The organism is Solidesulfovibrio sp. DCME (assembly GCF_049995385.1).
Taxonomy (GTDB): domain Bacteria; phylum Desulfobacterota; class Desulfovibrionia; order Desulfovibrionales; family Desulfovibrionaceae; genus Solidesulfovibrio.
The window spans coordinates 2150949-2171671 of record NZ_CP188261.1 but is presented as its reverse complement, the minus strand read 5'-3'; the positions used below and the strand labels follow the sequence as shown (position 1 = coordinate 2171671).

Annotated in this window: 19 protein-coding genes; 10 read left to right on the top strand and 9 right to left on the bottom strand. The window is 65.9% G+C overall.

What is annotated here, in order from left to right:
* Positions 1–6 precede the first annotated feature (6 nt).
* The 8 genes from prfB to ACP59X_RS09235 all read left to right on the top strand — a co-directional run bounded on the left by prfB (position 7) and on the right by ACP59X_RS09235 (position 7068).
* Positions 7–1114 (top strand): peptide chain release factor 2 gene (prfB, locus tag ACP59X_RS09270; RefSeq protein ID WP_428568333.1). Its coding sequence is split into 2 segments (ribosomal slippage): positions 7–81 and positions 83–1114, totalling 1107 coding nucleotides; the frame shifts between segments, so codons are not numbered across the junction.
* A complete protein-coding gene (locus ACP59X_RS09265; RefSeq protein ID WP_428568330.1) occupies positions 1104–1967 on the top strand; it encodes a GGDEF domain-containing protein in 864 nt (287 codons plus the stop codon). The genes prfB and ACP59X_RS09265 overlap by 11 nt, the downstream gene beginning before the upstream one ends.
* Before the next feature lie 8 nt (positions 1968–1975).
* On the top strand, positions 1976–2806 hold the full coding sequence (locus ACP59X_RS09260) for a MinD/ParA family protein (protein ID WP_428568325.1): 831 nt from the start codon (positions 1976–1978) through the stop codon (positions 2804–2806).
* A gap of 109 nt (positions 2807–2915) precedes the next feature.
* On the top strand, positions 2916–3191 hold the full coding sequence (locus tag ACP59X_RS09255) for an HU family DNA-binding protein (protein ID WP_323429042.1): 276 nt from the start codon (positions 2916–2918) through the stop codon (positions 3189–3191).
* Positions 3192–3199: 8 nt separating this feature from the next.
* Positions 3200–4069: a UshA-like (seleno)protein family 2 gene (locus ACP59X_RS09250; RefSeq protein ID WP_428568320.1), complete on the top strand. Its 870-nt coding sequence runs from the start codon at positions 3200–3202 to the stop codon at positions 4067–4069.
* 38 nt (positions 4070–4107) lie between these two features.
* Entirely contained in the window at positions 4108–4986 is an 879-nt protein-coding gene (locus tag ACP59X_RS09245) for a UshA-like (seleno)protein family 2 (protein WP_428568316.1), read from the top strand.
* A gap of 334 nt (positions 4987–5320) precedes the next feature.
* The gene (locus ACP59X_RS09240) at positions 5321–6433 is read left to right on the top strand and encodes a phosphotransferase family protein (protein ID WP_428568313.1); all 1113 of its coding nucleotides are present in this window, start codon (positions 5321–5323) and stop codon (positions 6431–6433) included.
* Complete coding sequence (locus ACP59X_RS09235; RefSeq protein ID WP_428568308.1) at positions 6430–7068, top strand: adenylyl-sulfate kinase; 639 nt, start codon at positions 6430–6432, stop codon at positions 7066–7068. The genes ACP59X_RS09240 and ACP59X_RS09235 overlap by 4 nt, the downstream gene beginning before the upstream one ends.
* A gap of 108 nt (positions 7069–7176) precedes the next feature.
* On the opposite strand, the gene ACP59X_RS09230 is transcribed toward ACP59X_RS09235, so the two are convergent.
* Positions 7177–7449: a tRNA-binding protein gene (locus tag ACP59X_RS09230; protein WP_428568305.1), complete on the bottom strand. Its 273-nt coding sequence runs from the start codon at positions 7447–7449 to the stop codon at positions 7177–7179.
* A 47-nt stretch (positions 7450–7496) separates the two neighbouring features.
* The gene (locus tag ACP59X_RS09225) at positions 7497–8705 is read right to left on the bottom strand and encodes an IS256 family transposase (RefSeq protein WP_428558936.1); all 1209 of its coding nucleotides are present in this window, start codon (positions 8703–8705) and stop codon (positions 7497–7499) included.
* 418 nt (positions 8706–9123) lie between these two features.
* Between ACP59X_RS09225 and ACP59X_RS09220 the strand changes: the two genes are divergently transcribed.
* Both ACP59X_RS09220 and ACP59X_RS09215 read left to right on the top strand, forming a co-directional pair.
* Positions 9124–10221, top strand: a complete 1098-nt coding sequence (locus ACP59X_RS09220; RefSeq protein ID WP_428568301.1) for a transposase — start codon at positions 9124–9126, stop codon at positions 10219–10221.
* Positions 10222–10408: 187 nt separating this feature from the next.
* The gene (locus ACP59X_RS09215) at positions 10409–10699 is read left to right on the top strand and encodes a hypothetical protein (RefSeq protein ID WP_428568299.1); all 291 of its coding nucleotides are present in this window, start codon (positions 10409–10411) and stop codon (positions 10697–10699) included.
* A 162-nt stretch (positions 10700–10861) separates the two neighbouring features.
* Here ACP59X_RS09215 and ACP59X_RS09210 read toward each other — a convergent pair whose 3' ends face one another.
* The 7 genes from ACP59X_RS09210 to cdaA form a co-directional block, all read right to left on the bottom strand.
* Entirely contained in the window at positions 10862–12907 is a 2046-nt protein-coding gene (locus tag ACP59X_RS09210) for a PAS domain S-box protein (RefSeq protein WP_428568295.1), read from the bottom strand.
* Positions 12908–12986: 79 nt separating this feature from the next.
* Entirely contained in the window at positions 12987–14093 is a 1107-nt protein-coding gene (locus ACP59X_RS09205; protein WP_428568292.1) for a hypothetical protein, read from the bottom strand.
* Positions 14094–14115: 22 nt separating this feature from the next.
* Entirely contained in the window at positions 14116–16515 is a 2400-nt protein-coding gene (gene priA / locus ACP59X_RS09200) for a replication restart helicase PriA (protein WP_428568289.1), read from the bottom strand.
* A gap of 84 nt (positions 16516–16599) precedes the next feature.
* A complete protein-coding gene (galU, locus tag ACP59X_RS09195) occupies positions 16600–17472 on the bottom strand; it encodes a UTP--glucose-1-phosphate uridylyltransferase GalU (RefSeq protein ID WP_428568286.1) in 873 nt (290 codons plus the stop codon).
* Positions 17473–17673: 201 nt separating this feature from the next.
* Positions 17674–19026, bottom strand: a complete 1353-nt coding sequence (glmM, locus tag ACP59X_RS09190; protein ID WP_428568283.1) for a phosphoglucosamine mutase — start codon at positions 19024–19026, stop codon at positions 17674–17676.
* Positions 19027–19053: 27 nt separating this feature from the next.
* Entirely contained in the window at positions 19054–19950 is an 897-nt protein-coding gene (locus tag ACP59X_RS09185; protein ID WP_428568280.1) for a CdaR family protein, read from the bottom strand.
* Entirely contained in the window at positions 19947–20717 is a 771-nt protein-coding gene (gene cdaA, locus ACP59X_RS09180; RefSeq protein WP_428568277.1) for a diadenylate cyclase CdaA, read from the bottom strand. The genes ACP59X_RS09185 and cdaA overlap by 4 nt, the downstream gene beginning before the upstream one ends.
* Positions 20718–20723 lie beyond the last annotated feature (6 nt).

Genomic DNA, 20723 nt, shown 5'->3' with positions numbered 1-20723 from the left:
CCACCCATGCTGCAATACGCGGAACTGCGCACCGTAGGCGCCGAGCTACTGACCAAATTCGACGAGTTCTGGAGGCGTCTTTGACCTGGGGCAAAGCCGCAAACGCCTGGCCGACATCGAGGCCGAACTGGCCAAACCCGGCGCCTGGGATGCCCCGGAACGCCTGACCCCGGTGCTGCGCGAAAAAAGCGCCCTGACCGCCAAGGTCGCCGGCGGCGAGAAGCTCCTGGCCGCCCGCGAGGACCTCGACGAATGGCTGGCCATGGCCAAGGACGACGACAGCCCGGAAATCCTCGACGCCCTGGCCGAGCAGATCGAGTCCCTGGGCGCCGCACTGGCCGACGCCGAACTGGCCGCCTTTTTCGGGCCCGAGGACAACGCCGACGCCATCCTGGAAATCCATCCCGGCGCCGGCGGCACCGAGGCCCAGGACTGGGTCGAGATGCTCCTGCGCATGTACCGCCGCTGGGCCGAGCGCAAGCGCTTCGACGTCAAGGAACTGGACTTCCTGCCCGGCGACGAGGCCGGCGTCAAAAGCGTCACCCTGCAGGTCTCCGGCCCCTACGCCTACGGCCTGCTCGCCGCCGAAAAAGGCATCCACCGGCTCATTCGCATCTCGCCCTTCGACTCCTCGGGCCGGCGCCACACCTCCTTCGCCTCGGTGGACGTCTATCCCGACGCGGGCGTGGACATCGACATCGAGGTCAAGGAGGAGGACCTGCGGGTGGACGTCTTCCGGGCCTCGGGCCCGGGCGGCCAGCATGTCAACAAGACCTCCTCGGCCATCCGCATCACCCACCTGCCCACCAACATCGTGGTCCAGTGCCAAAACGAGAAGTCCCAGCACCGAAACCGCGAAACGGCCATGAAAGTGCTCAAGGCCAGGCTTTACGACCTGGAGCTCAAAAAGCTACAAGCCGAAAAGCAGGAAAGCTACGACTCCAAAAACGCCATCGGTTTCGGTTCGCAGATAAGGACCTACACCATGCAGCCCTACCGCCTGGTCAAGGACCACCGCACCGGGGTGGATGCCGGCGATGTCGAGGCCGTCCTCGACGGCGACCTGGACAAGTTCATACGCGGCTTTCTGCTGCGGGGCGGCAATGGAACCTAACCCCCCGTTCCCAGGCGCCTCCCAGGAGGAGCTGCTCGCCGAACTGGCGACCTTGCGGCGCATGCTGGCCGAGGTGGAAACCCCGGCCTGCGCCGGCGAGGGGGAGGGGCTGGTCATCCTGCGCCTGTGCTCGGGCCTGGACCTGGCCGGCTGGGAGGTGCTCACCCACCGCCAGGAACTGCGGGACTGGCTGGCCCTGCCCCTTTCGGCCAACCCCCTGCCCTTTTTGGCCCGCATCCAGAAGACCCTGCGCGAACTCGTCTTCCTCTCCGAGCACGACCCCCTCACCCGCCTGTACAACCGGGGGGCCTTCGACCGCATCCTGGCCGCCGAGCTTGTCCGCGCCACCCGGGCCGGCCAGTCCATGGCCCTGGTCCTGTTCGACCTCGACGATTTCAAGGCCGTCAACGACACCTACGGCCACCCCTGCGGCGACCGGGTGCTCGAAACCGTCGGTTCGCTGCTGCTTTCCGAAAAACGCTCCTACGACTACGCGGCCCGGGTCGGCGGCGAGGAATTCGCCCTGATCCTGCCAAGCGTCGGCCTGGTGCGGGCCGAGATGGTCATCGGCCGCATCGTGGAGGCGGCCCGGTCGCTCAAGATCGCCTGCGACGGCGCGGAGGCGCCCATCGGCGTCACCATCTCGGCCGGGCTGGCCATCACCAAGGGCAAGCTGGACATGGCCCCGGAGAAGCTCTACGCCCTGGCCGACGCGGCCCTGTACCAGGCAAAGGCCTCCGGCAAGGACCGGGTCGTGGCCGCGCCCATCGCCGACCTGACCGGCCCGCCGGAGAAAACGCTCGTGCGCGCCGATGAAAAAAGATTTCTTTTCACTGGCTTAACCAAAGGATAAGGCGACGTATGCCCCAAGCCGTCAATCCCAAGGCGTCCCTGTCCGTGGCCATCTTAAGCGGCAAGGGAGGCGTGGGAAAAACCAACCTGGCGCTCAACATGAGCTACGCCCTGTTCCGGGCCGGCCACCGCGTCCTGCTGATGGACTTCGATGTGGGCCTGGCCAACGTGGACGTGCTCCTTGGCCTGTCCCCGGAAAAAAACCTCCAGGACCTGTTTCGGCCCGAGGTCGGGGCGGCCGAGGTCATGGTGGCCGTGGAGCCCGGCGGCTTCGACTTCCTGCCGGCGGCCAGCGGCGTGCCGGAACTTCTGGAAATGGACGACGACATGCGCGAGATCCTGTTCCAGAAGCTCAACGCCTCGTTTGGCGACTACGACTACCTCATGCTCGACCTGGGGGCCGGCATCTCCCAGACCGTGCTGTCGGTTGCCGTCATGAGCCACGTGCGCGTGCTCGTGGTCACGCCCGAGCCGACCTCGCTGACCGACTCCTACGCCGTCATCAAGGTGCTCCACACCCAGTACGGGGTGACCGACTTCCACATTCTGGTCAACCAGGTCGATTCGCCCGGCGACATCAAGGCGACCTTCAACCGCCTGGCCGCGGCCTGCCAGCATTTCCTGGGCTTTTCCCCGGAACTCCTCGGCGGGGTGCGCTCGGATCCGGCCCTGCCCGACGCCGTGCGCCGCCAGATACCGCTTCTGCGCCATGCCCCGCGCAGCCCGGCCGCCCAGGACGTCCTGGGCTGCGCCGTGAAGCTGCACCGCGTCCGCCAGGCCCGCCAGGAGGCCCTGGCCGACATGCCGCTTTTGGGAAAAATTCCCCGGCCGCGCAAGTAACCCTTGACGGAGACGGCTTTGTTTCGGCAATGGTATGAAATAGATGGATGAATGTTCGCCCGCCGCCTTGCGGCTGTGGCCAAAACGTCAACCGCGCGAGGACCACGCGATGAACAAAAGCGAACTCATCAAGACCCTGGCCGAAACCAAGGACCTGCACATCGACGAGGCCGCCGACATCGTCAACGCCTTCATCGACTCGGTCAAGCAGGCCCTGATCAACGAGGACCGGGTGGAAATCCGTGGCTTTGGCAGCTTCAAGATCAAGGGCTACAAGGGCTACACCGGCCGCAACCCCAAATCCGGCGACGTGGTTTCCGTGGCCCCCAAAAAACTCCCCTTCTTCCGCCCCGGCAAGGAGCTGAAGGAGTACCTCAACAAGTAAGCACCACCATGACCGCAACACGCCTCTTTTTCGCCGCTGTCCTGGCCGCCCTGGCCATGGCCGTTTCCCCGGCTTTCGCCGCCGACCCGGTCCTGACCATCGCCTTTGCCGGCAACACCTACGGCTATTTCGACCCCTGCCCCACCTGCGGACCCCAAATGCTCGGCGGGTTGGCGCGGCGGGCCTCGTTCCTGCGCGACCTACGCCAGAACGCCCCCACCGCCGGCAAGACCCTGGCCGTTGCCGGCGCCTGGGAATTTTTGCCCGAGGTCGCGGCCGCGCCGCCGGAACCGGCCAAGCTGCCGGCCGTGGCCAAGGCCCACGAGCGCCTGGCCTACGACGCCTTCGTCCTGACCCCGGCCGAAGTGAAGGTCCTGGCCGACAACAAGGCCGCCACCCCCGCCGGCGCCGTGGTCCTCGACCAGGCCCCGGTCAGCAAGATCCTCACCATCGGTGGCAAGGCCATCGGCCTGGTCTACTTTCCCATGCCCAAGGACATCAGTGCCCCGGTGCCGGACAGGCTCATGGACGCCACGGCCAAGGCCGCCGCCGAACTGCGCGGCAAGACGGCCCTGGTCGTCGGGATAAGCCCCTGGGGCGCCCTGGACGAGGAAGCCTTCATCAATACCCGCACCGGTGCCGTGGACGTGCTGCTCGGCAGCGGCGGCGGCTCGGGCTTTGCCTCGCGCACCTCCAAGGACGGCAAGACCCTGTGGACCCGGGCCTATATCAAGGGCAAGACCGTAAACCGCCTGGATCTGCTGGCCCTGCCCACGGCCAAGGACTTCGCCTGGAAGATCGGCGAAAACTTCACGGCCAAGGTCCAGCCCCTGGACGAGGCCTTTCCCCAGGACCCGGCCATCGAAGCCCTGTTCTGATCCGCGTTCCGACCATCCAACCTCGCGAGGCTTGCGCCGTGTCCATTCCCTTTCCAGGCCTTCTGGCCGCCCTTGTCGGGCTGCTGCTGTCACTGCCCGCCCTGCCGGCCCGGGCGGCCGATCCGGCGGCCGTCGTCTTTTTTACCGGCAACACCTACGGCACCCTGGCCCCCTGCCCGTCCTGAGGCGGCAAGCTCATCGGCGGGCTGGCCCGGCGGGCCGCCTTCATCAAAACCGAACGTGCCGCGCCCCAGCTTGCGGACAAACTGCTCCTCATCGCCTGCCCCTTCGAGATCCTGCCCGACGGCCCCGAAGCCAAGCCCGACCCCAAGACTCTGCCCGGGCTGGTCAAGGCTTTCGAGGCCATGGGCTACGACGCCGGGGCGCTGAACCCGGACGAGGCCGCCTTCCTGCAAAAGGCCGGCGCGCCCCTGCCCGCCCGGTTCACGGTCCTTGGCGACACGCCCACAACCCAGATCGTGAGCAAGGCCGGCACCACCTTCGGGCTGGTCTTTTTTCCGGCCTCGCCCGATATCCGAAAGCCCGTGCCCGCCGCCTACGGCGAGGCCGTGGCCCGGGCGGCCCACGCCCTGCGCGGCCAGGCGGCCGTCATCATCGGCATCAGCGGCTGGGGCATGACCGACGAGCAGGCCTTCCTCGACGGCCATCCCGGCGCCGTGGACGTCCTGCTCGGCAGCGGCCCGAGCGCCGGCACGACCTCGCGCCTCTCCCCCGACGCCAAAACGCTCCTGTCGCGCAGCTACATCAAGGGCAAGACCATAAACCGCCTGGACATCTTCACCCTGCCCGGCGCGCCGGATTTCGCCTGGAAACCCGGCCAGACCTTCCGCACCGACGTCGTCACCCTCGACGACCACTACCCCGCCGACCCAGCCATCGAGCAGATGTTGCAATGAAGCATGAAGATGTGGGGCGCTGCCCCACGCCCCGCCGGGGGGGATAATCCCCCCCGGACCCCCTTGACGGGTGGGCGCGACGGGGCGGGACGCAAAGCCGTCCCGCCCCGTCGCGCCCACCGGCAAAGGGTTCCAGGAAGCATTCTTCCTCCCGCCAGTATCGTGTCCTTACGAAACAACTTGCCCCAGTCACCACACACGGCTTATCCTCTCCCTATACCCCCCTTTGAAAGTTTTTGGGGGGAGGAGGGGTGTGGGGAGGAACCCCCCTTTTTTCAAAAAGGGGGGTTCCTCCCCACATTCCCACCGTCCATCCCCGCCAAGGAGCGTCGGTATGCGGAAAGGGACCGAGGAAAAAACGCCCATTGTGGTGCGGCCCGAGGCCGTGGAGCGGTATCTGCGCGAGGCTTTTGGCGACTCCGCCCGGATGCTCGGGGTGTGCGCCATGGGGGCCGACGGCCAGGGTATGAAGGAATTCGGCTACGGCAAGCCGGTCTGCCTGGATTTCAAGGTGGACGGGCAGGTGCGCCGGGGCGTGCTGTCCATCATGCGCGGCGACAAGTACGGCCACCAGTTCTACTGGGACCGGGCGGCCATCCTCATGTTCCAGTACGAGGCCGGCGGGCGCATGGAAAAGCATGTCCGGCCCATGGCCCTTGGCTATTTCGACCACGACGACCGGCTCGTCCCGGTCAAGGAACCCAAGGAATTTTTTATCCTGAGCGAAAAGGCCCCGGGCTACGACTACTACCTCGATTTGCAGCGCATCCAAAAGACAGGCCTGGAGCCACGCGACCTGGACATGGCCCGGGCCTTTGCCGCGTGGCTGGCCCGGGTGCATGCCGCCAAAAAAGACGACGCCGACCTGTACCTGCGCCGCGTGCGCAACCTGATCGGCGCCTCGGAGTGCATCTTCGGCCTGGTGGACGCCTACCCCCACCCTTACGATTGGTATCCGCCGGAACAATTCTGCGCCCTGGAAAAGCGGATCATCGACTGGCGCTGGAAGCTGCGGGGGTTCACCCACCGCTTAAGCGAGGTCCACGGCGATTTCCATCCCTGGAACGTGCTGATCCAGGAGGACGGCAACGCGCGCGATTTCGCCGTCCTCGACCGCAGCCGGGGCGAATGGGGCGAGCCGGCCGACGACGTGGCCACCATGAGCCTCAATTACGTGCTGTTTGGCCTGTATAGCGAACCGCGCCTGACCGGGGATTTCGAGCGCCTGTTCCTGACCTTTTTCGAGGCCTATCTGCGCGAAAGCGGCGACGACGAACTGTTTTCCGTCATCGCGCCCTTCTACGTCTTTCGCGGCCTGGTCATCGCCTCGCCCCAGTGGTATCCCGGCCATCCGCCCGAGGTGCGGCGGGCGCTGCTGCGCTTTCTGGGCAACGTGCTGGAAGACGGCCGGTTCGACTGCCAGGACTTCAACCGGTACCTGCGATGAATACGACGGCAGCGCTGTGGTTTACGGGCCTGCCCGGCTCGGGCAAAAGCGCCGTGGCCCGGGCCGTGGAAAAAACCCTGGCCCTTGGCGGCCTGCGGGCCCTGCGCCTGGAACTCGACGCCCGGCGCAAGGCGTATTTCCCCAATCCCGACTACTCCGAGGCGGAACGCGCCGCAGCCTACCGGCTTTTCGCCGAGGAGGCGGCCAAGGTCGCCCGCGACGACACCTACGACCTCCTCCTCCTGGACGCCTCGGCGCCCAAGCGGGCCATGCGGGACTATGCCAGGCGGCTTTTGCCCCGTTTCGCCGAAATCCACGTGCGCTGTTCCCTGGCCACGGCCATGGCCCGGGAGGCGGCCCGGCCCGAGGGCCTGGTCATGGCCGGGCTGTATGCCAAGGCCATGCTGCGCAAGACCACCGGCCGGGATTTTCCGGGCCTGGGCCAGGTCATCGGCGTGGACGTGCCCTTCGAGGAGGACCCGGCGGCGGAATGCCTGCTCGACGCCGAACACCTGTCCGTCGAGGCCTGCCGCGACGCGGTCCTGGCCTTTCTGCGGACCTGGCTGCCCCAGACCCTGGCCCCGCGCCTGGACCTGCCCGTGCCGGGCGACGGCGGTTTTCCGCCCGGGCCGTGAGGCCGCGCCCGCCCGCAGGCCCCCTGCGACCGCGAGGGACATGAAAAGACTGTATGTTCACAGGGGCGCGCCGGGACGTATCCTTGACGCATGCGCCCGCGCGGCCCGTCAAAAAATCCGCTCCCCCGGGGACACCGCGCGTTCGGGGCCAAGGAGCACCACGCCGCCGTCCGTTTGCGCCCCCAGCACCAACACTTCGGACACGAAACCGGCGATGCGCCTGGGCGCGAAATTGACCACCGCCACCACCAGCCGCCCGACAAGCCCCTCGGCCTGATACAGGTCCGTGACCCGGGCGCTGGACTGTTTGTGGCCGAGTGCGCCGAAATCGATGGTCAGCTTGTAGGCCGGCAGCCTGGCCTTGGCCAGCGGCTCGGTCACGTCCGTCAACGTGGTGTAAATTCTGGTGTGCTTGAGGTGGCCCTCGGTCAGGCTGCTCTTGGTGGAATTTGGGCTGGCTGCGCCTCGTTTGGTTGGGTGTTGAGTTCGGCCATGGCCTCGACCTGCATGTAGCGGCTTTGCAGCTGCCACTCGTCGTTTTGCTCCAGTAAGATGGCCCCGATGAGCCGGATGATGGACTGTTCGTTGGGGAAGATGCCGACTACGTCCGCCCGCCGCTTCACTTCTTTATTGAGCCTTTCCAGCGGATTGGTGCTGTGCAGCTTGACCCGATGCTGCGCCGGGAAGGTCATGTAGGCCAGCACGTCGTGCTCGGTTTCATCCATGAAGCTGGCGAGCCGTGGCCATTTTCCACGAAGCTGATCGGCGACATGCCGCCAGGTCTGGCTGGCGTTGGCCGCATCCGGCTGTAAAAAGGCCTGGCGCAGGGCGGCCGAGACCATGGCGTGCTGGGACTTGGGAACCCGGGCCAAGGCGTTTCGCATCCAGTGGACCCGGCAGCGTTGCCACGTGGCCCCGAACGTCTTGGCCATGGCGGCCTTGAGGCCTTCATGGGCGTCGGAGACGACAAGCCTCACGCCGCCAAGTCCCCGACGAAGAAGGCTTTTGAGGAAAAAAGACCAGAACGGCTCGGCCTCGCTGGGGCCGATGTGCAGTCCCACGATTTCTCTGCGGCCTTCGGTGTTCGCCGCCACGGCGATTATGGCGGCGACGCTGACCACCCGGCCGCCTTCGCGCTGCTTGAGGTAGGTTGCGTCCAGCCACAAATAGGGCCATTCGCCGGTCAGCGGCCGAGAAAGAAAGGCATGGACCCGTTCATCAATGTCCTTGCACAGCTTGGACACCTGGGACTTGGAGATGCCGGAAAGGCCCATGGCCTGGACCAGATCATCCACGCGCCGCGTGGAGATGCCGCCGATCCAGGCTTCCTGGATGACGGCCACCAAGGCGCGTTCGCTGGTCTTGCGTGGCTCCAGGAAGGGCGGAAAGTAGCTGCCCTGGCGCAGCTTGGGGATGCGCAGTTGCAAGGAGCCGATGCGGGTATCAAGGCTGCGGTCACGGTAGCCGTTGCGGTAGCTGACTCGCTCGGGGCTTCGCTCGTGGCGGCTGGCCCCGATGAGGCCGTCCACATCGGCTTCCATGAGAAGCTGCAGGACGGCTTCCGCCAGGGAGCGGAGAAAATCGCCGCCGTCGGCCTTTTGCATCAGCTCGATTAATGCCATGCTGTCCTCGGCCATCGTGGTCTCCTTTGGTTGCAGGTGCGGCGTCGTAACTTCACCTTACAGCCAATTGACCCGATGGCCACCTCGCCCATTCCGTCCGGGCCGGAGGCTCTCCCCCGGCCTGGACGACTTCAGAATTTACACCACCTCCGTGGACGCTACCAGCGGCTCGGCCGCCAGGATGCGCCCCACGCGCATGTCCACCTGCAAAAAATCCTCGAACGCGATGTGTTCCACGCAAGCTCCCACCGTGCCCCACCGTGTAACCAAGGCCGGGCTTTCAGGTACTTCTCTTGCAATACGAGGGTTTTGCAAAAATCGGTTTTGCTAAATAATCCTGCAAAACCGTATGGATAGGAGTAGAACGGAAGCTGGTTATGTGGTAGTTTGAGTTCACCACAAACCTAAACTAAAACCACACGAGCCAGCTTCCATGAGACTCCTATCACGCATCCTCGGTGCCATACAAGGTTCTTTGATTCCATGTTTAGAAGAAAAGTTTGGTTCTTTGACAGATAAGCAGAAAAGACTCGTTGAGATTATTGAGTTGGTTCGCATAGAAGATCATATTTCGGATTTGCCTCGATTCGGAAGAGGTAGGCCATCATATAGTCGCGCAGCTATTGCCAGAGCGTTTATTGCGAAAGCTGTTTTAAATTTTCCTAACACAAGGGCTCTCGTTGAAGCGTTGCAATTGATGCCAAGTCTTAGACGGATTTGCGGTTTTGAAGAACACAAAACTATTCCGCATGAATCTGTATTTAGTCGTGCATTTTCAGAATTCTCTTTAAAAGGTTTGCCTCAAAATGCCCATGAAAGACTTGTCAGGCTACATTGTAGCGAACGATTGATTGGGCATATTAGTCGTGATTCGACAGAAATTAACGCCAGAGAAAAACCAACTAAAAAAATGAATCCGCCCAAACCCAAAAAACGCCGCCGCAGGGGGCGGCCGATTAATAGCAAGACAAAGCCAAAGACAAAGAAGCTACTTGAGCGACAGATAGAAATGACTAGCGACGAAGCCAGAATGACTCTTCCTATGGCATGTGATATCGGTGCTAAATCTAGCAGTAAGGGGCATTTTCGTCGATGGATTGGATATAAATTACATATTGATTCGGCGGATGGTCAAATTCCTATCAGTTGTATACTTACTTCTGCTTCACTACACGATAGTCAGGCAGCCATACCGTTGGCAAAAATGTCCGCTGAACGAGTAATAAGTCTCTATGACTTGATGGATTCAGCGTACGATTCCAAAACAATTCGCGACTTTAGTCGTTCATTGGGGCACGTTCCGATTATTGATTTTAACAAAAGACGCAATGGAATAAAAAAAGAAATGGAGCCAGCAACTAGCATTCGATACAGAGAAAGAACTAATTCTGAACGTGTTAACAGCCGTCTTAAAGATGATTTTGGCGGAAGAAGTCTTATGGTTCGCGGTGGACCTAAGGTCTTTGCTCATCTTATGTTTGGCATCCTTGCGTTGACAGCAGATCAATTGATTCGTTTGTTGACAGTATAGCAACAATATGATTTTGATACTCATAAATCAGGATATTCGTTTCTGAATTATGTGCAAAATAGAAACACGACAGCATTAAAACACATTAGTGTTTAAAAATGAGCACTCATGCCCGTTGGAATGTGTTAATTCTGTAGCTCGTATTATTTTTGCAAAACCCTCATACGCCTTGTCCCAGGAGGACGCCATGTCCGAAGGCCCTGTGCGCACCTGTCCCGCTTGCGGCCAGGCGTTGCGCTTCCCCGGCGAGATCGGCGGCATGCTCATGGCCTGCCCGGTCTGCGGCCACCGTTTCGCCTCGCCGTTTCGGCTGGCGGGGCCGGCCTCCCTGGCCTGCGACGCCGCCGGCCCGGCGGCCGGCCCGGCGCCCGAGGAAACAGCCCGCCCGGCCGCGCAGGACCCGGCCGCGCTGCGTCCGCTGCGCCAAACCAGCCTGGCCGCCCGCGTCGCCGCCCTCTACGCCGCCAAATCCCGCTAATGCCGCGTCCTTGAAAAGCATATTGTGATCGTTGCTGGGGAAGCGCCCGAGCCCTTGACCGTCCCACCGCCAACCCCGGCCTCCGGATGACCTGGTGCCACGAAGCGCCCGGAACGCGCCAAACCAGGCGGCCGCGCCGGCGCGCCGGGCCAGGCCGCGGCCCTAAGGCCGAAGCGGCTCGCCGGCCGCATCCTGCAAGGGGAAGGACAGGCGGAAGACCGTCCCGGCCGTGCTGGAACCGAAGGACAGGGCACCGCGCAACTGGCGCGTGAGCTGGACCACGAGCTGCATGCCCAGCGATTTCACGGTATCGGGATGAAAGTCGTCGCCAAGGCCCACGCCGTCGTCCTCCACGACGGCCCGCACCAGGTCCGCCTCGCGGGTCACGGCCACCCGGACGTTTCCCGAAGCGCGCCCGGTGAAGGCGTGCTTGACAGCGTTGGTCACCAGTTCGTTGACGATCAGGCCAAAGGGGATGGCCTTGTCCACGGGCACACGGCATTCCTCGAGCTCCAGGGCGAAACCGATGGTGCGCTCACCGCGCAGGGACTGGATGAGCTTGGGCGTGAGCCGCTCCAGGTACTCCTTGAGGTCCACCCGGGCCAGGTCGCCGGAGCGGTAGAGCTCCTCGTGGATGAGCGCCATGGAGCTGATCCGGTTACGGCTTTCCTCGAAAATAATCTGGACGGCCGGATCCTCGATGGTGTCCTTTTGCAGGTACAGCAGGCTCGAGATGACTTGCAGGTTGTTTTTGACCCGGTGGTGCACTTCCTTGAGCAGCACTTCCTTTTCCAGGAGCGAATCGCGCAGCCGCTGCTCCTTGGCCTTGTCCTCGGTGACGTCGCGGATGACGCCGACGATGAAGCGCGCCCCGGAGGCATCGACGAAAAGGCCCTTTCGCGTCACGAAAATGTGCTTGACGCCCAGTTGGTCCGTCATCCCCTCCTCGTAGATGTCGTCCTTGCCGGTCTCCAGCACGAGCCGGTCGCGGGCGATGAAGACCTCGGCCTCCTCGGCCGGGACGAAATCCTTGTCGGCCTTGCCGATGATGGCGGCGGCGGGCTGGCCCAGCATGGCGCACAGGGCGCCGTTGACCGTGACGAAGCGGTGATCGCTGTCCTTGACGAAGACGGGGTCCGGAATCGTCTCCAGGATCATCCGTAAAAATTCCCTGGACCGCCGCAGGTCCTCCTCGATGCGGCGCCGTTCGGTGATGTCGCGGCCAACGCCCAGCACGCCCGTGAAGGTTCCCGAGGCGTCGAACAGCGGCCGCACGACCGATTCTATCCAGACCGTGCCGCCGTCCTTGTGGCGCGCCTCCAGTTCCAGGCGCTGGACGACGTGGTGGGCCGGCCCGCCGTTGCGGATCTGGGCGGCCTGTTCCCAGGCCTTGGCCGCCGATTCCGGCGTCATCATGTCTTCAAACGTCTCGGTCATGGCCTCTTCCACGCTGATGCCGCGCAACCGGCGCACCGAGGGGCTGACGAAGGTCGGACGGAAGGCGGCGTCGAGGATGAAAATGAGGTCATGGGCGTTGTCGGCCAACAGCCGGTACTTGGCCTCGCTTTCGCGCAGATGCCGTTCCGCGCGCAGGCGGTTGCCGATGTCGCGCACGAAAATCAGCCCCCCCGGCCCGCTCCCCAGGGCAAACGGCACACCCGACACCTCCACCTCGATGGGCGAGCCGTCCAGGCGCTGGTAGCGCTGCTCGCGCAGCCGGGCGACCTGTTTTCGGGCCATGGTCCGTTCCATGCGCCCGGCCACGGCCTCCCGGGAGTCCGGATGCACGAAATCCATGACCGGCCGGCCGATGATGTCCTCGGCCGAGGCCGCGCCGAAAAGCCTGGCCGCCTCTTCGTTGGCGAAGACGAAGCGGCTGGCGTCGTGAATCAAGATGGCGTCCGGGGCGTTTTCCACGACGAGTTGATACCGGCGCCTACTTTCCCCCAGCTCGAGCTCCTTGCGACGGTAGGCCAGCAGGTGCCGGTGCAGCAGCAGATGGAGCAGGCCGCCCGTGACGAGGACAAAGGCAAAGCCCTTGAGCGACGAGACCCACAGCAGCAGGTCCGGATTGCCCCGGAACAGCACATCGGCCAACCGATCGGAGAAAAGGATCCACAAGAAGCCGGCCACCACATAGGCCAGGACGATCCGGAGGGGACTGAGGCTGATGCGTCCGTACTGCTCCCTGGAGGGCGGAAGTGTCATCGTCGCCTGCCTTTGCCCGGCCGCCGGCCCGTCCCGAGGGGCATGGCCCAACCACGGCCTTCGGGGGCGGCCATCGCGGTCACTGTTTTTCCGTGGCCCTGGTCAGATGCGTCACGTTGCTTTTGGTGAAAAAGCCGTCGAATCCATCGTAACGCTCAATGTATTCGTTGACCAGCAGGGTCGTCGGCGACATGGCGGAAAAGATCTGCTTGAGCCCCTCTTCGGGCGAGCCGACCAGGTCCGACAAAAACCCCAGGCCCGTCCCGGCCAGGCCGGCCACAGCTTCCTCGATGCCCGAGACGGCGAAGGCCGCGTGGTGGGGCCGCACGCCGTAGTTGGCGATGAACCCCTCGGTGGGCCCGGCCGTGGCCGCATCCCCGGCCGTCAGGGGCACGATGCCCGAGGTGAACACCTGGGCGTAGTCGCCGGGGCCGAGGCGGGCCACGCTGGTGATGGAGTTGAGGGACTCCACGTACACGGCGAAATCGAACCGGTAATTGGTCAGGACCAGGAATTCGGCGATGGCGGCATTGCGGTCCCCGGCCCGCACCCGGGTGGCCACGTGGTCGAGGCCCTTGATCCGGCCCAGCCAGGCCTCGGCGGGCTTGGCCGGCAGGGGCAGGTCCAGGGTGCGGCTCGCCCCGTGGGTAAAGGCGCCGGGGCGGCGTTTCCACTGGATGCAGCCCAGGGAATTGCCGGTGTGAACGGAAGGCACGGTCTGGATGAAGGCGAAGGTGTCGGTTTCCAGCGGCGCCTCGGTGAGGAAGGCCACGCCGCGCTCACGCTGCAGGCGCCAATAGGCGCGCACGTCCTGGCAGACGAAAACGAAGGTCTCCAGGCGCGCCGGTGCGTCGGGGCCGGTTTTGGCCCCGGTGTTGTAGGGGGCGAAGGGATTGGCCCCCCGGGGCCGGCTTTTGACCAGGAAGTCCGCGCCCAAGCCGTCGCGCAGGAGCAGGCACGGCCCGCCGTCGGCGGCAAGGGGATCTTCCAGGGCCGCCACCGCTTCCAAGGCCGTGGTCGCAATGAGCTCCCGGGCGGCGGGCAGGACATCCGTCGGGGCGACATTGACGACCACCGCGGCCAGATCGCCGACCAGCCCGTCCAGGCCCGCCCGGCGGCGGTTTTCCAGGGTCGTTTCCACCAGGCGCAAAAGCGCCGCTTCGTCATGGGCGCAGGCTGCCGTCACAGGGACCTCCCGAAGGCTTGTGTCAGAGCATGTCCACCGGATCGAGATCCAGGGTCAACCGGACCTTGTCCGGAGCGGGCAAGGCCTGCCGGCCGGCGGCGAACACCCGGCGCAGGCTCGGCCAATCCTCGGCCTTAAGCAGGCAATGCAGCCGCCGCCGGCCAGCCACCAGGGCCAGGGGCGCCGGGGCCGGCCCGAGCACACGGACCTGCAGCGGCGCGGCGGCCTGACGCATGGCCTGGCCCACGGCTGTCGCGGCAGCGAACCCGGCCTCGAAATCCCGGGGAAAGCTCAGCCGCGCCAGGCCGAGCCTCGTAAATGGCGGATAACACAAGCGACGCCGGCGGGAAAGCTCCTGCTCGAAAAATCCCTCGAAATCGCCGGTCACGACATGGCGGAAAAACGGGTCCTGCGGGGTTCGGGTCTGGATGAGCACCCGCCCCGGGCGCCCGCCCCGGCCGGCCCGGCCGGAAAGCTGGGTCAGCAGTTGGAAGGTCCGCTCCGAGGCCCGGTAATCGGGCAAGGCCCGGCCGAGGTCGGCGTCGGCGGCCACGACCAGGGTCACCTCCGGGAAATGGTGGCCCTTGGAGAGCATCTGGGTGCCGACCAGCACCTGGGCCCGGCCCGCGGCGAAATCGGCCAGAATGGCCTCGGCGCGCTCCGGGCGCCGGGCGATGTCGCGGTCGAGCCTGGCCACGGCGGCGCCGGCCGGGAGTATCCCGCCAAGCTGCTCCTCGAGCATCTCCGCCCCCACGCCCATGGGCAAAAAGCGCGTGCCGCCGCAGGCCGGACAGGGCGAGGGATGGGCCCGGGCGTGGCCGCAGTAGTGGCACACCAGCCGCTCCCGGTCCTTGTGGTAGGTCAGCGACAGCTCGCAGTGCGGGCAGCGCACCGGGGTTTCGCAGTCGAGGCAGAACAAAAGCGGCGCGTAGCCCCGGCGGTTGAGCAGGATCATGGCCTGCTCGCCCCGGGCCACGACCTCGGCCAAGGCGGCGGCGGCCAGGTCGGTCAAAACGCCCGTGCGGTCGCCGCTCTCGCCGGCGGCCGGCACGGCCGTGAGCTTGGGGGCCGCCCGCATGTCGACGAGTTCCACCGTCGGCATGCCGCCGGCACCCACCCGGTGGGCGAGCCGGACCATGGGCACATGGCCTTCCCGGGCGGCCTGGAAGGTCTTGACGTCCGGGGTGGCCGAACCGAGCACCAGCAGCGCCCCGGACTGCCTGGCCCGGAAAAAGGCCACTTCCTTGGCCTGGTAGGGCAGCCGGTCCTCCTGCTTGAAGGCGCCGTCGTGCTCCTCGTCGAGGACGATGAGCCCGATGTCGCGAAGCGGCAGCAGCAGGGCCGAGCGGGTGCCGCAAACAAGCAGGGGCGCGTCCGGGCCGGCCGCCCGGCGAAAGGCCGCTTCGCGCACCGGCGGCGGCTGGTAGCCATGGTAGAGCAGCACCGGCCGGCCGGGGAAGGCCTGCTCGGCGGCCCGGTGCAACCGGGCGGCCAGGGCCACTTCCGGGGCCAGCAGGAGCACGCGCCGGCCCCGGGCCAGGGCCGCGGCCGCCAGCTCCATGTACAGGCGCGTCTTGCCGCTGCCGGTGACGCCGAAAACGAGCCGGGCCGCCCCGTCCGGCGCGTCGAGGACCGGCAGCAGGCTCTCGAGGGCGGCCCGCTGTTCGTCGGTTACGGGCGGCAGGGCGGCAAGCCCGCGACCGGTGGTCTCTGGCGCCAGGGCCGCCGCGCCCTCCCCTTCCCCGGCCGCCTCGCCGGCATCCAGGCGCACTAGGCCCAGGGCGACCAGGCGGCGCAGAATGGGCACGGTGCCGTCACCGAGCCTTTTTTTGAGCTCGGACAGGGGCATGGGGCCGGCGTCGCACAGGGTGTCGAGCAGTGTCCGTTGCCGGGCCGCCCCCGGGCGCACCGGCCAGGGCGGATCGGCGGCGAGGCGGCACAGGGGGTCGGCCGCCTCGCCGGCCAGGCGGCAGCGCAGGCGGCCGTCGCGCCAGGCCGTCGCCAGGCCGGCCAGCGCCTCGGGGTCGAGGCGGGACAGGCCCTTGGCGGTCAGGCGCTTTTCCAGCCCCGCCTCGGCCAGGACGAATTCCACCTGGGCCGTGCGCATGCCGCGCGGCAACAGCGCCCCGAGGATGCGCCCGGGCGGGGAAAGGTGGCGGCTGGCCAGGTTGCGTACCAGGTCCAGGTAGCCGGCGTCGCAGGCGGGCCGGCGCTCCAGGGGAAACAGGGCCGGCCGCAGGGCCACGCCCTCGGGCGGCGCCACCCCGGCCTCCCAGACCACCCCGGCCCGGATGGTTTTGCCCATGGGCACGAGCAGGCACAGCCCCACGGGCAGCTCGCCCGGGGCAAACCCCGGCGGCAAGGCGTAGGTCAGGACGGCATAGGGAGGCGCGGTCAGGGCGACGGCCAGGGCCTGGTTCATGGCGCAACGACAAATCGCCCGGGAGGAGTCCCCCCCGGGCGAATGCGGGTATGGTTGGGCGGGGCCACGGGCCCGCTCTCCGGGCTATTCCCCAAAGGGCAGCAACTCGCGCAGGCGCGGCACCAGGGACTCGCGCAGCGTCTCGTCGTGCAGGGCGAAATAGATGTTGGCCGTGAGGTAGTCCACCCAGTCGCCGGCATCGAAACGCTGGCCCTGGATCTTGACGGCCAGCAGCCGGTTGTTGCCGGCCAGGCCCTTCAAGGCATCGGTCAGCTGGATCTCGCCGCCGTGGCCCGGGGTGACCTTTTCCAGGTGGTAGAAGATGTCCGGGAAAAGGACGTAGCGGCCGACGATGGCCAGGCGCGACGGGGCCTCGTTGACCTTGGGTTTCTCCACCAGGTTGCGCACCCGGTACATGCCCGGGGCGAACTCCTCGCCGTCGATGATGCCGTAGCGCGACACCATCTGCGGCGGCACTTCCATGACGCCGATGACGGGCATGTGCTCGGTCATGGCCACGGTGAGCAGCTGCTTGATGCCGGGCTCCATGCTGAACATGAGGTCGTCGCCGACCATGACGGCGAAGGGGTCGTTCTTGCAGACCTCGCGGGCGCACAGGACGGCATGGCCCAGGCCGAGCTGCTTTTTCTGGCGCACGGAAATGATGTTGACCATCTCGGCGACTTCGCGGACCATCTTGAGCATGTCTTTCTTGCCGGTGCGTTCCAGCAGGTCCTCGAGCGTCAGGTTGTAGTCGAAGTGGTCTTCGATGATGGTCTTGTTGCGGTTGGTGACGAAGACGACATCCTGCAACCCGGAGGATTGGGCTTCCTCGACCACGTACTGGACGACGGGTTTATTGTAGACGGGCAGCATTTCCTTGGGGATGTTCTTCGTGGCCGGCAAGGACCGGGTACCCCATCCGGCGACGGGAATGACCACCTTCTTGATTTCCATGTTCTTCTCCTTGAATGCGCGCTGCCCGAATATGATTACGGCCTGGGCGGACCGCGCCCGTTCGTCCCGGCCGTCCGCAGCTGACCTTCCCGTCGACACCGGTTCACCCGGTTCAAGCGGTTCCCCGCAACAACAATGGACTTTAAAACCTTTGCACAAACAAGTCCAGCACCAAAAGGCGTTTCGCGCGCCCCGCCGGCCCTAGCGCAGGGCCGTGGCCACGGTCTCGGCCAGGCTCGCGCACAGGCTCTCGACCAGGCTCGGGTCCTCGGCCTCGACCATGACCCGGGCCAGGGATTCGGTGCCGGAATAGCGCAGCAGCACCCTGCCCCGCCCGGCCAATTGCCGTTCGGCCTCGGCCGTGGCCCGTTCGATGGCCGGGGCCTCGCGAAAGGGGATCTTGCGGGCCACGGGCACGTTGACGAGTTTCTGGGGAAACGGCGCCAGCAGCGTGGCCAGTTCGGACAGGGGCTTGCCCCGCCGGACCATGATGCGCATGAGCTGCAGGGCGGCCAGGGTGCCGTCGCCGGTGGTGCTGTGATCGAGGAAGATCAGGTGGCCGGACTGCTCGCCGCCGAGCACCGCCCCCTTGGCCCGCATGGCCTCGACCACGTAGCGGTCGCCCACGGGCGTGCGCACAAGGCTGCCGCCGTGGCTGTTCATGAAGACCTCCAGGGCCATGTTGCTCATGACCGTGGCCACGAGCAAATTGCCGGGCAGCTTGCCCTGCTCCAGGAGGTCCAGGGCGCAGATGGCCATGATCTGGTCGCCGTCGAGGATGCGGCCCTTTTCGTCGGACACGATGACCCGGTCGGCGTCGCCGTCCAGGGCGATGCCGATGTCGGCCCCGGTCTCCACGACCTTTTGGGCCACCAGTTCGGGATACAGCGAGCCCACGCCCCGATTGATGTTGGTGCCGTCGGGGTCCACGCCGATCTTGTGGACCCTGGCCCCGAGCTCCTCGAAGACCAGGGGCGCCACGCGGAAGGCCGCCCCGTTGGCGCAGTCCAGGGCCACGGTCAGGCCCTCGAAATTGACGTCCAGGGGCACGGAATTCTTCAGGAAAACGATGTAGCGGCCGGTGCTGTCCTGGATCTTGGAGGCCCGGCCCACGGCCTCGGGGGCGGGCAGGTTCCAGTTGCGGCCGCAGCCCTCGACCAGGGCGGCGATTTGCGCCTCCACGGCGTCGGGGAGCTTGAAGCCCTGGTGGTCGAAAAATTTGATGCCGTTGTCCGTGAAGGGGTTGTGGGAGGCGGAGATGACCACGCCCACGTCCACGCGCATGTCGCGGGTGAGAAACGAGATGGCCGGGGTGGGCAGCGGCCCGACCAGGATGACGTCCATGCCGGCGGCGCAAAATCCGGAGGTGAGCGCGTATTCGTAGATGTAGCCGGAAAGGCGCGTGTCCTTGCCGATGAGCACCTTGTGGCGGCGCCCGCCGTCGCGCAGCACCTCGCCGGCGGCCAAGCCCAGGCGCATGACGATTTCCGGGGTCATGGGGTAGTCGTTGACCCGGCCGCGCAACCCGTCCGTTCCGAAAAGCCTATTTTCCATTCGCACTCCGTGACCCGCTTGCCGGGCCTACTTGACCGTCAGGCTCACCTTGTCGGGCTTGGCCTCGATGAGCTCGCAACCCTGCGGCATCTTCACCCGGTAGGACGCGGTATACTTACCCGGTTCGATATCCGGCTTCAACTCCAGGGAAGCCTCGACCAGGCCCGGAAAGTCCTTGTCCGAGAGGATGGCGCCCGGCCCCTTGATGCGCAGGGTCACCACGTCCGGCACGGCCTCGACGGTGCGGCCCTTGGGCCGCGTCAGGGACAGCGGCGCCCGCAGGGTCACCTCCGCCTCCTTGCCGGCCACGGCCATGGACACGCGCACCGACGGGGGGGTGGCGTCCACGTCCTCGGGCACGTCCAGGGCGACCAGCTCCTCGACCCGGGCCGGCGGCGGGTTGGGCACGGCCACGGGCTGGGTGCGGACCTCCTTGATGGCCTCCAGGCGCGAGGCCGGGCCGGTGAGGCGCACGGTGTCGGGCACGGCCCTGGCCCCGGACACGGCATAGCCCTCGGCCACGCCCGGGCGCAAGGCCACCTTGACCGGCACGGTCTTGACGGCGCGCTGCTCCACGTCGAGCTCCAGGCGCGAGGGCCGGATCTCCACCACCTCGTAAACCTTGGGCAGGGGGATGTTCTTGGCGTCGAAGACGATGCGGTTCCTGCCGGGCACGATCTTGCCGAGGCCCAGGGTATAGACGAGCTGGCTGTCCTCGATCTTGCGGGCCACGCCCTTGGGGCCGCGCACCAGCACGTCCACCGAGCCGACCATGCCGTTTTTGATGTACAGCCCCTCGGGCGCGCCGGTCATCTCCACGCGCATGGTCATCCAGGTGTCCACCTTTTCCCGGCCGGTGGTCAGGTACCAGCAGAAAAGGGCCAGGGCGAAAGCCAGAAAGAGGTACTGCCAGTTGGGTTTCATGAGCGTTTGGTAAAAAGGTTCCAGAGCATGGTTTTGAGGGTGCGCTCGTCCACCGGGGAGATGAGCTTGCCGCCCTCGGCCACGGACACCACGCCCCGCTCCTCGGACACGATCACGGCCAGGGCGTCGGTTTCCTCGGTGATGCCGAGCGCGGCCCGGTGCCGGGTGCCCAGGGACGCGTCCAGGGGCACGCCGGCGACCAGCGGCAGGATGCAGCCGGCGGCGGCCAGGGTCTCGCCCTGGACGATGACCGCGCCGTCATGGAGCGGCGTGTCCGGAAAAAAGATGGTGCCGATAAGCTCCTTGCTCATGCGGGCCGAAAGCTCCACCCCGCGGGCGATCCAGTCGCCAAGCGGCACCCGGCGCTCGAAGACGAGCAGCGCCCCGGTGTGGCTGCGGGCCATCTGGAAGACGGCCAGGACGCATTCGTCCAGGGCCGCCTCGGTAATGGCCTCGCGGCGCTTGGACCGGAAAAAGCCCCAGGCCCCCACGCTGGACAGGGCCTTGCGGATGTCGGCCTGGAACAGGATGATGAGCACCAAAAACACGGAGCTCAGGAAGTTGGTGAGCAGCCAATGCAGGGTGTTGAGGCCGAATTCGCCGGACAGGTAATAGAGGATGCAGATGAGCAGGAAGCCGTGGAGCACGGACACGGCCCGGGTGCCGTGGATGAGCAAAAGCCCCCGGTAGAAGATGAAGGTGACCAGCGCGATGTCCAGGACCTCGACCCAGGACAGGCGCAGGTTTTCGAAAAAGGCGGCGGACATGGGCGC

Excerpts from the sequence above, each read along its gene's own strand:
- ACP59X_RS09265 (WP_428568330.1), top strand. The coding sequence starts at position 1,104 with ATGGAACCTAACCCCCCGTTCCCAGGCGCCTCCCAGGAGGAGCTGCTC.
- ACP59X_RS09260 (WP_428568325.1), top strand. The coding sequence starts at position 1,976 with ATGCCCCAAGCCGTCAATCCCAAGGCGTCCCTGTCCGTGGCCATCTTA.
- ACP59X_RS09255 (WP_323429042.1), top strand. The coding sequence starts at position 2,916 with ATGAACAAAAGCGAACTCATCAAGACCCTGGCCGAAACCAAGGACCTG.
- ACP59X_RS09250 (WP_428568320.1), top strand. The coding sequence starts at position 3,200 with ATGACCGCAACACGCCTCTTTTTCGCCGCTGTCCTGGCCGCCCTGGCC.
- ACP59X_RS09240 (WP_428568313.1), top strand. The coding sequence starts at position 5,321 with ATGCGGAAAGGGACCGAGGAAAAAACGCCCATTGTGGTGCGGCCCGAG.
- ACP59X_RS09235 (WP_428568308.1), top strand. The coding sequence starts at position 6,430 with ATGAATACGACGGCAGCGCTGTGGTTTACGGGCCTGCCCGGCTCGGGC.
- ACP59X_RS09225 (WP_428558936.1), bottom strand. The coding sequence starts at position 8,705 with ATGGCCGAGGACAGCATGGCATTAATCGAGCTGATGCAAAAGGCCGAC.
- ACP59X_RS09220 (WP_428568301.1), top strand. The coding sequence starts at position 9,124 with ATGAGACTCCTATCACGCATCCTCGGTGCCATACAAGGTTCTTTGATT.
- ACP59X_RS09215 (WP_428568299.1), top strand. The coding sequence starts at position 10,409 with ATGTCCGAAGGCCCTGTGCGCACCTGTCCCGCTTGCGGCCAGGCGTTG.
- ACP59X_RS09210 (WP_428568295.1), bottom strand. The coding sequence starts at position 12,907 with ATGACACTTCCGCCCTCCAGGGAGCAGTACGGACGCATCAGCCTCAGT.
- priA (WP_428568289.1), bottom strand. The coding sequence starts at position 16,515 with ATGAACCAGGCCCTGGCCGTCGCCCTGACCGCGCCTCCCTATGCCGTC.
- galU (WP_428568286.1), bottom strand. The coding sequence starts at position 17,472 with ATGGAAATCAAGAAGGTGGTCATTCCCGTCGCCGGATGGGGTACCCGG.
- glmM (WP_428568283.1), bottom strand. The coding sequence starts at position 19,026 with ATGGAAAATAGGCTTTTCGGAACGGACGGGTTGCGCGGCCGGGTCAAC.
- ACP59X_RS09185 (WP_428568280.1), bottom strand. The coding sequence starts at position 19,950 with ATGAAACCCAACTGGCAGTACCTCTTTCTGGCTTTCGCCCTGGCCCTT.
- cdaA (WP_428568277.1), bottom strand. The coding sequence starts at position 20,717 with ATGTCCGCCGCCTTTTTCGAAAACCTGCGCCTGTCCTGGGTCGAGGTC.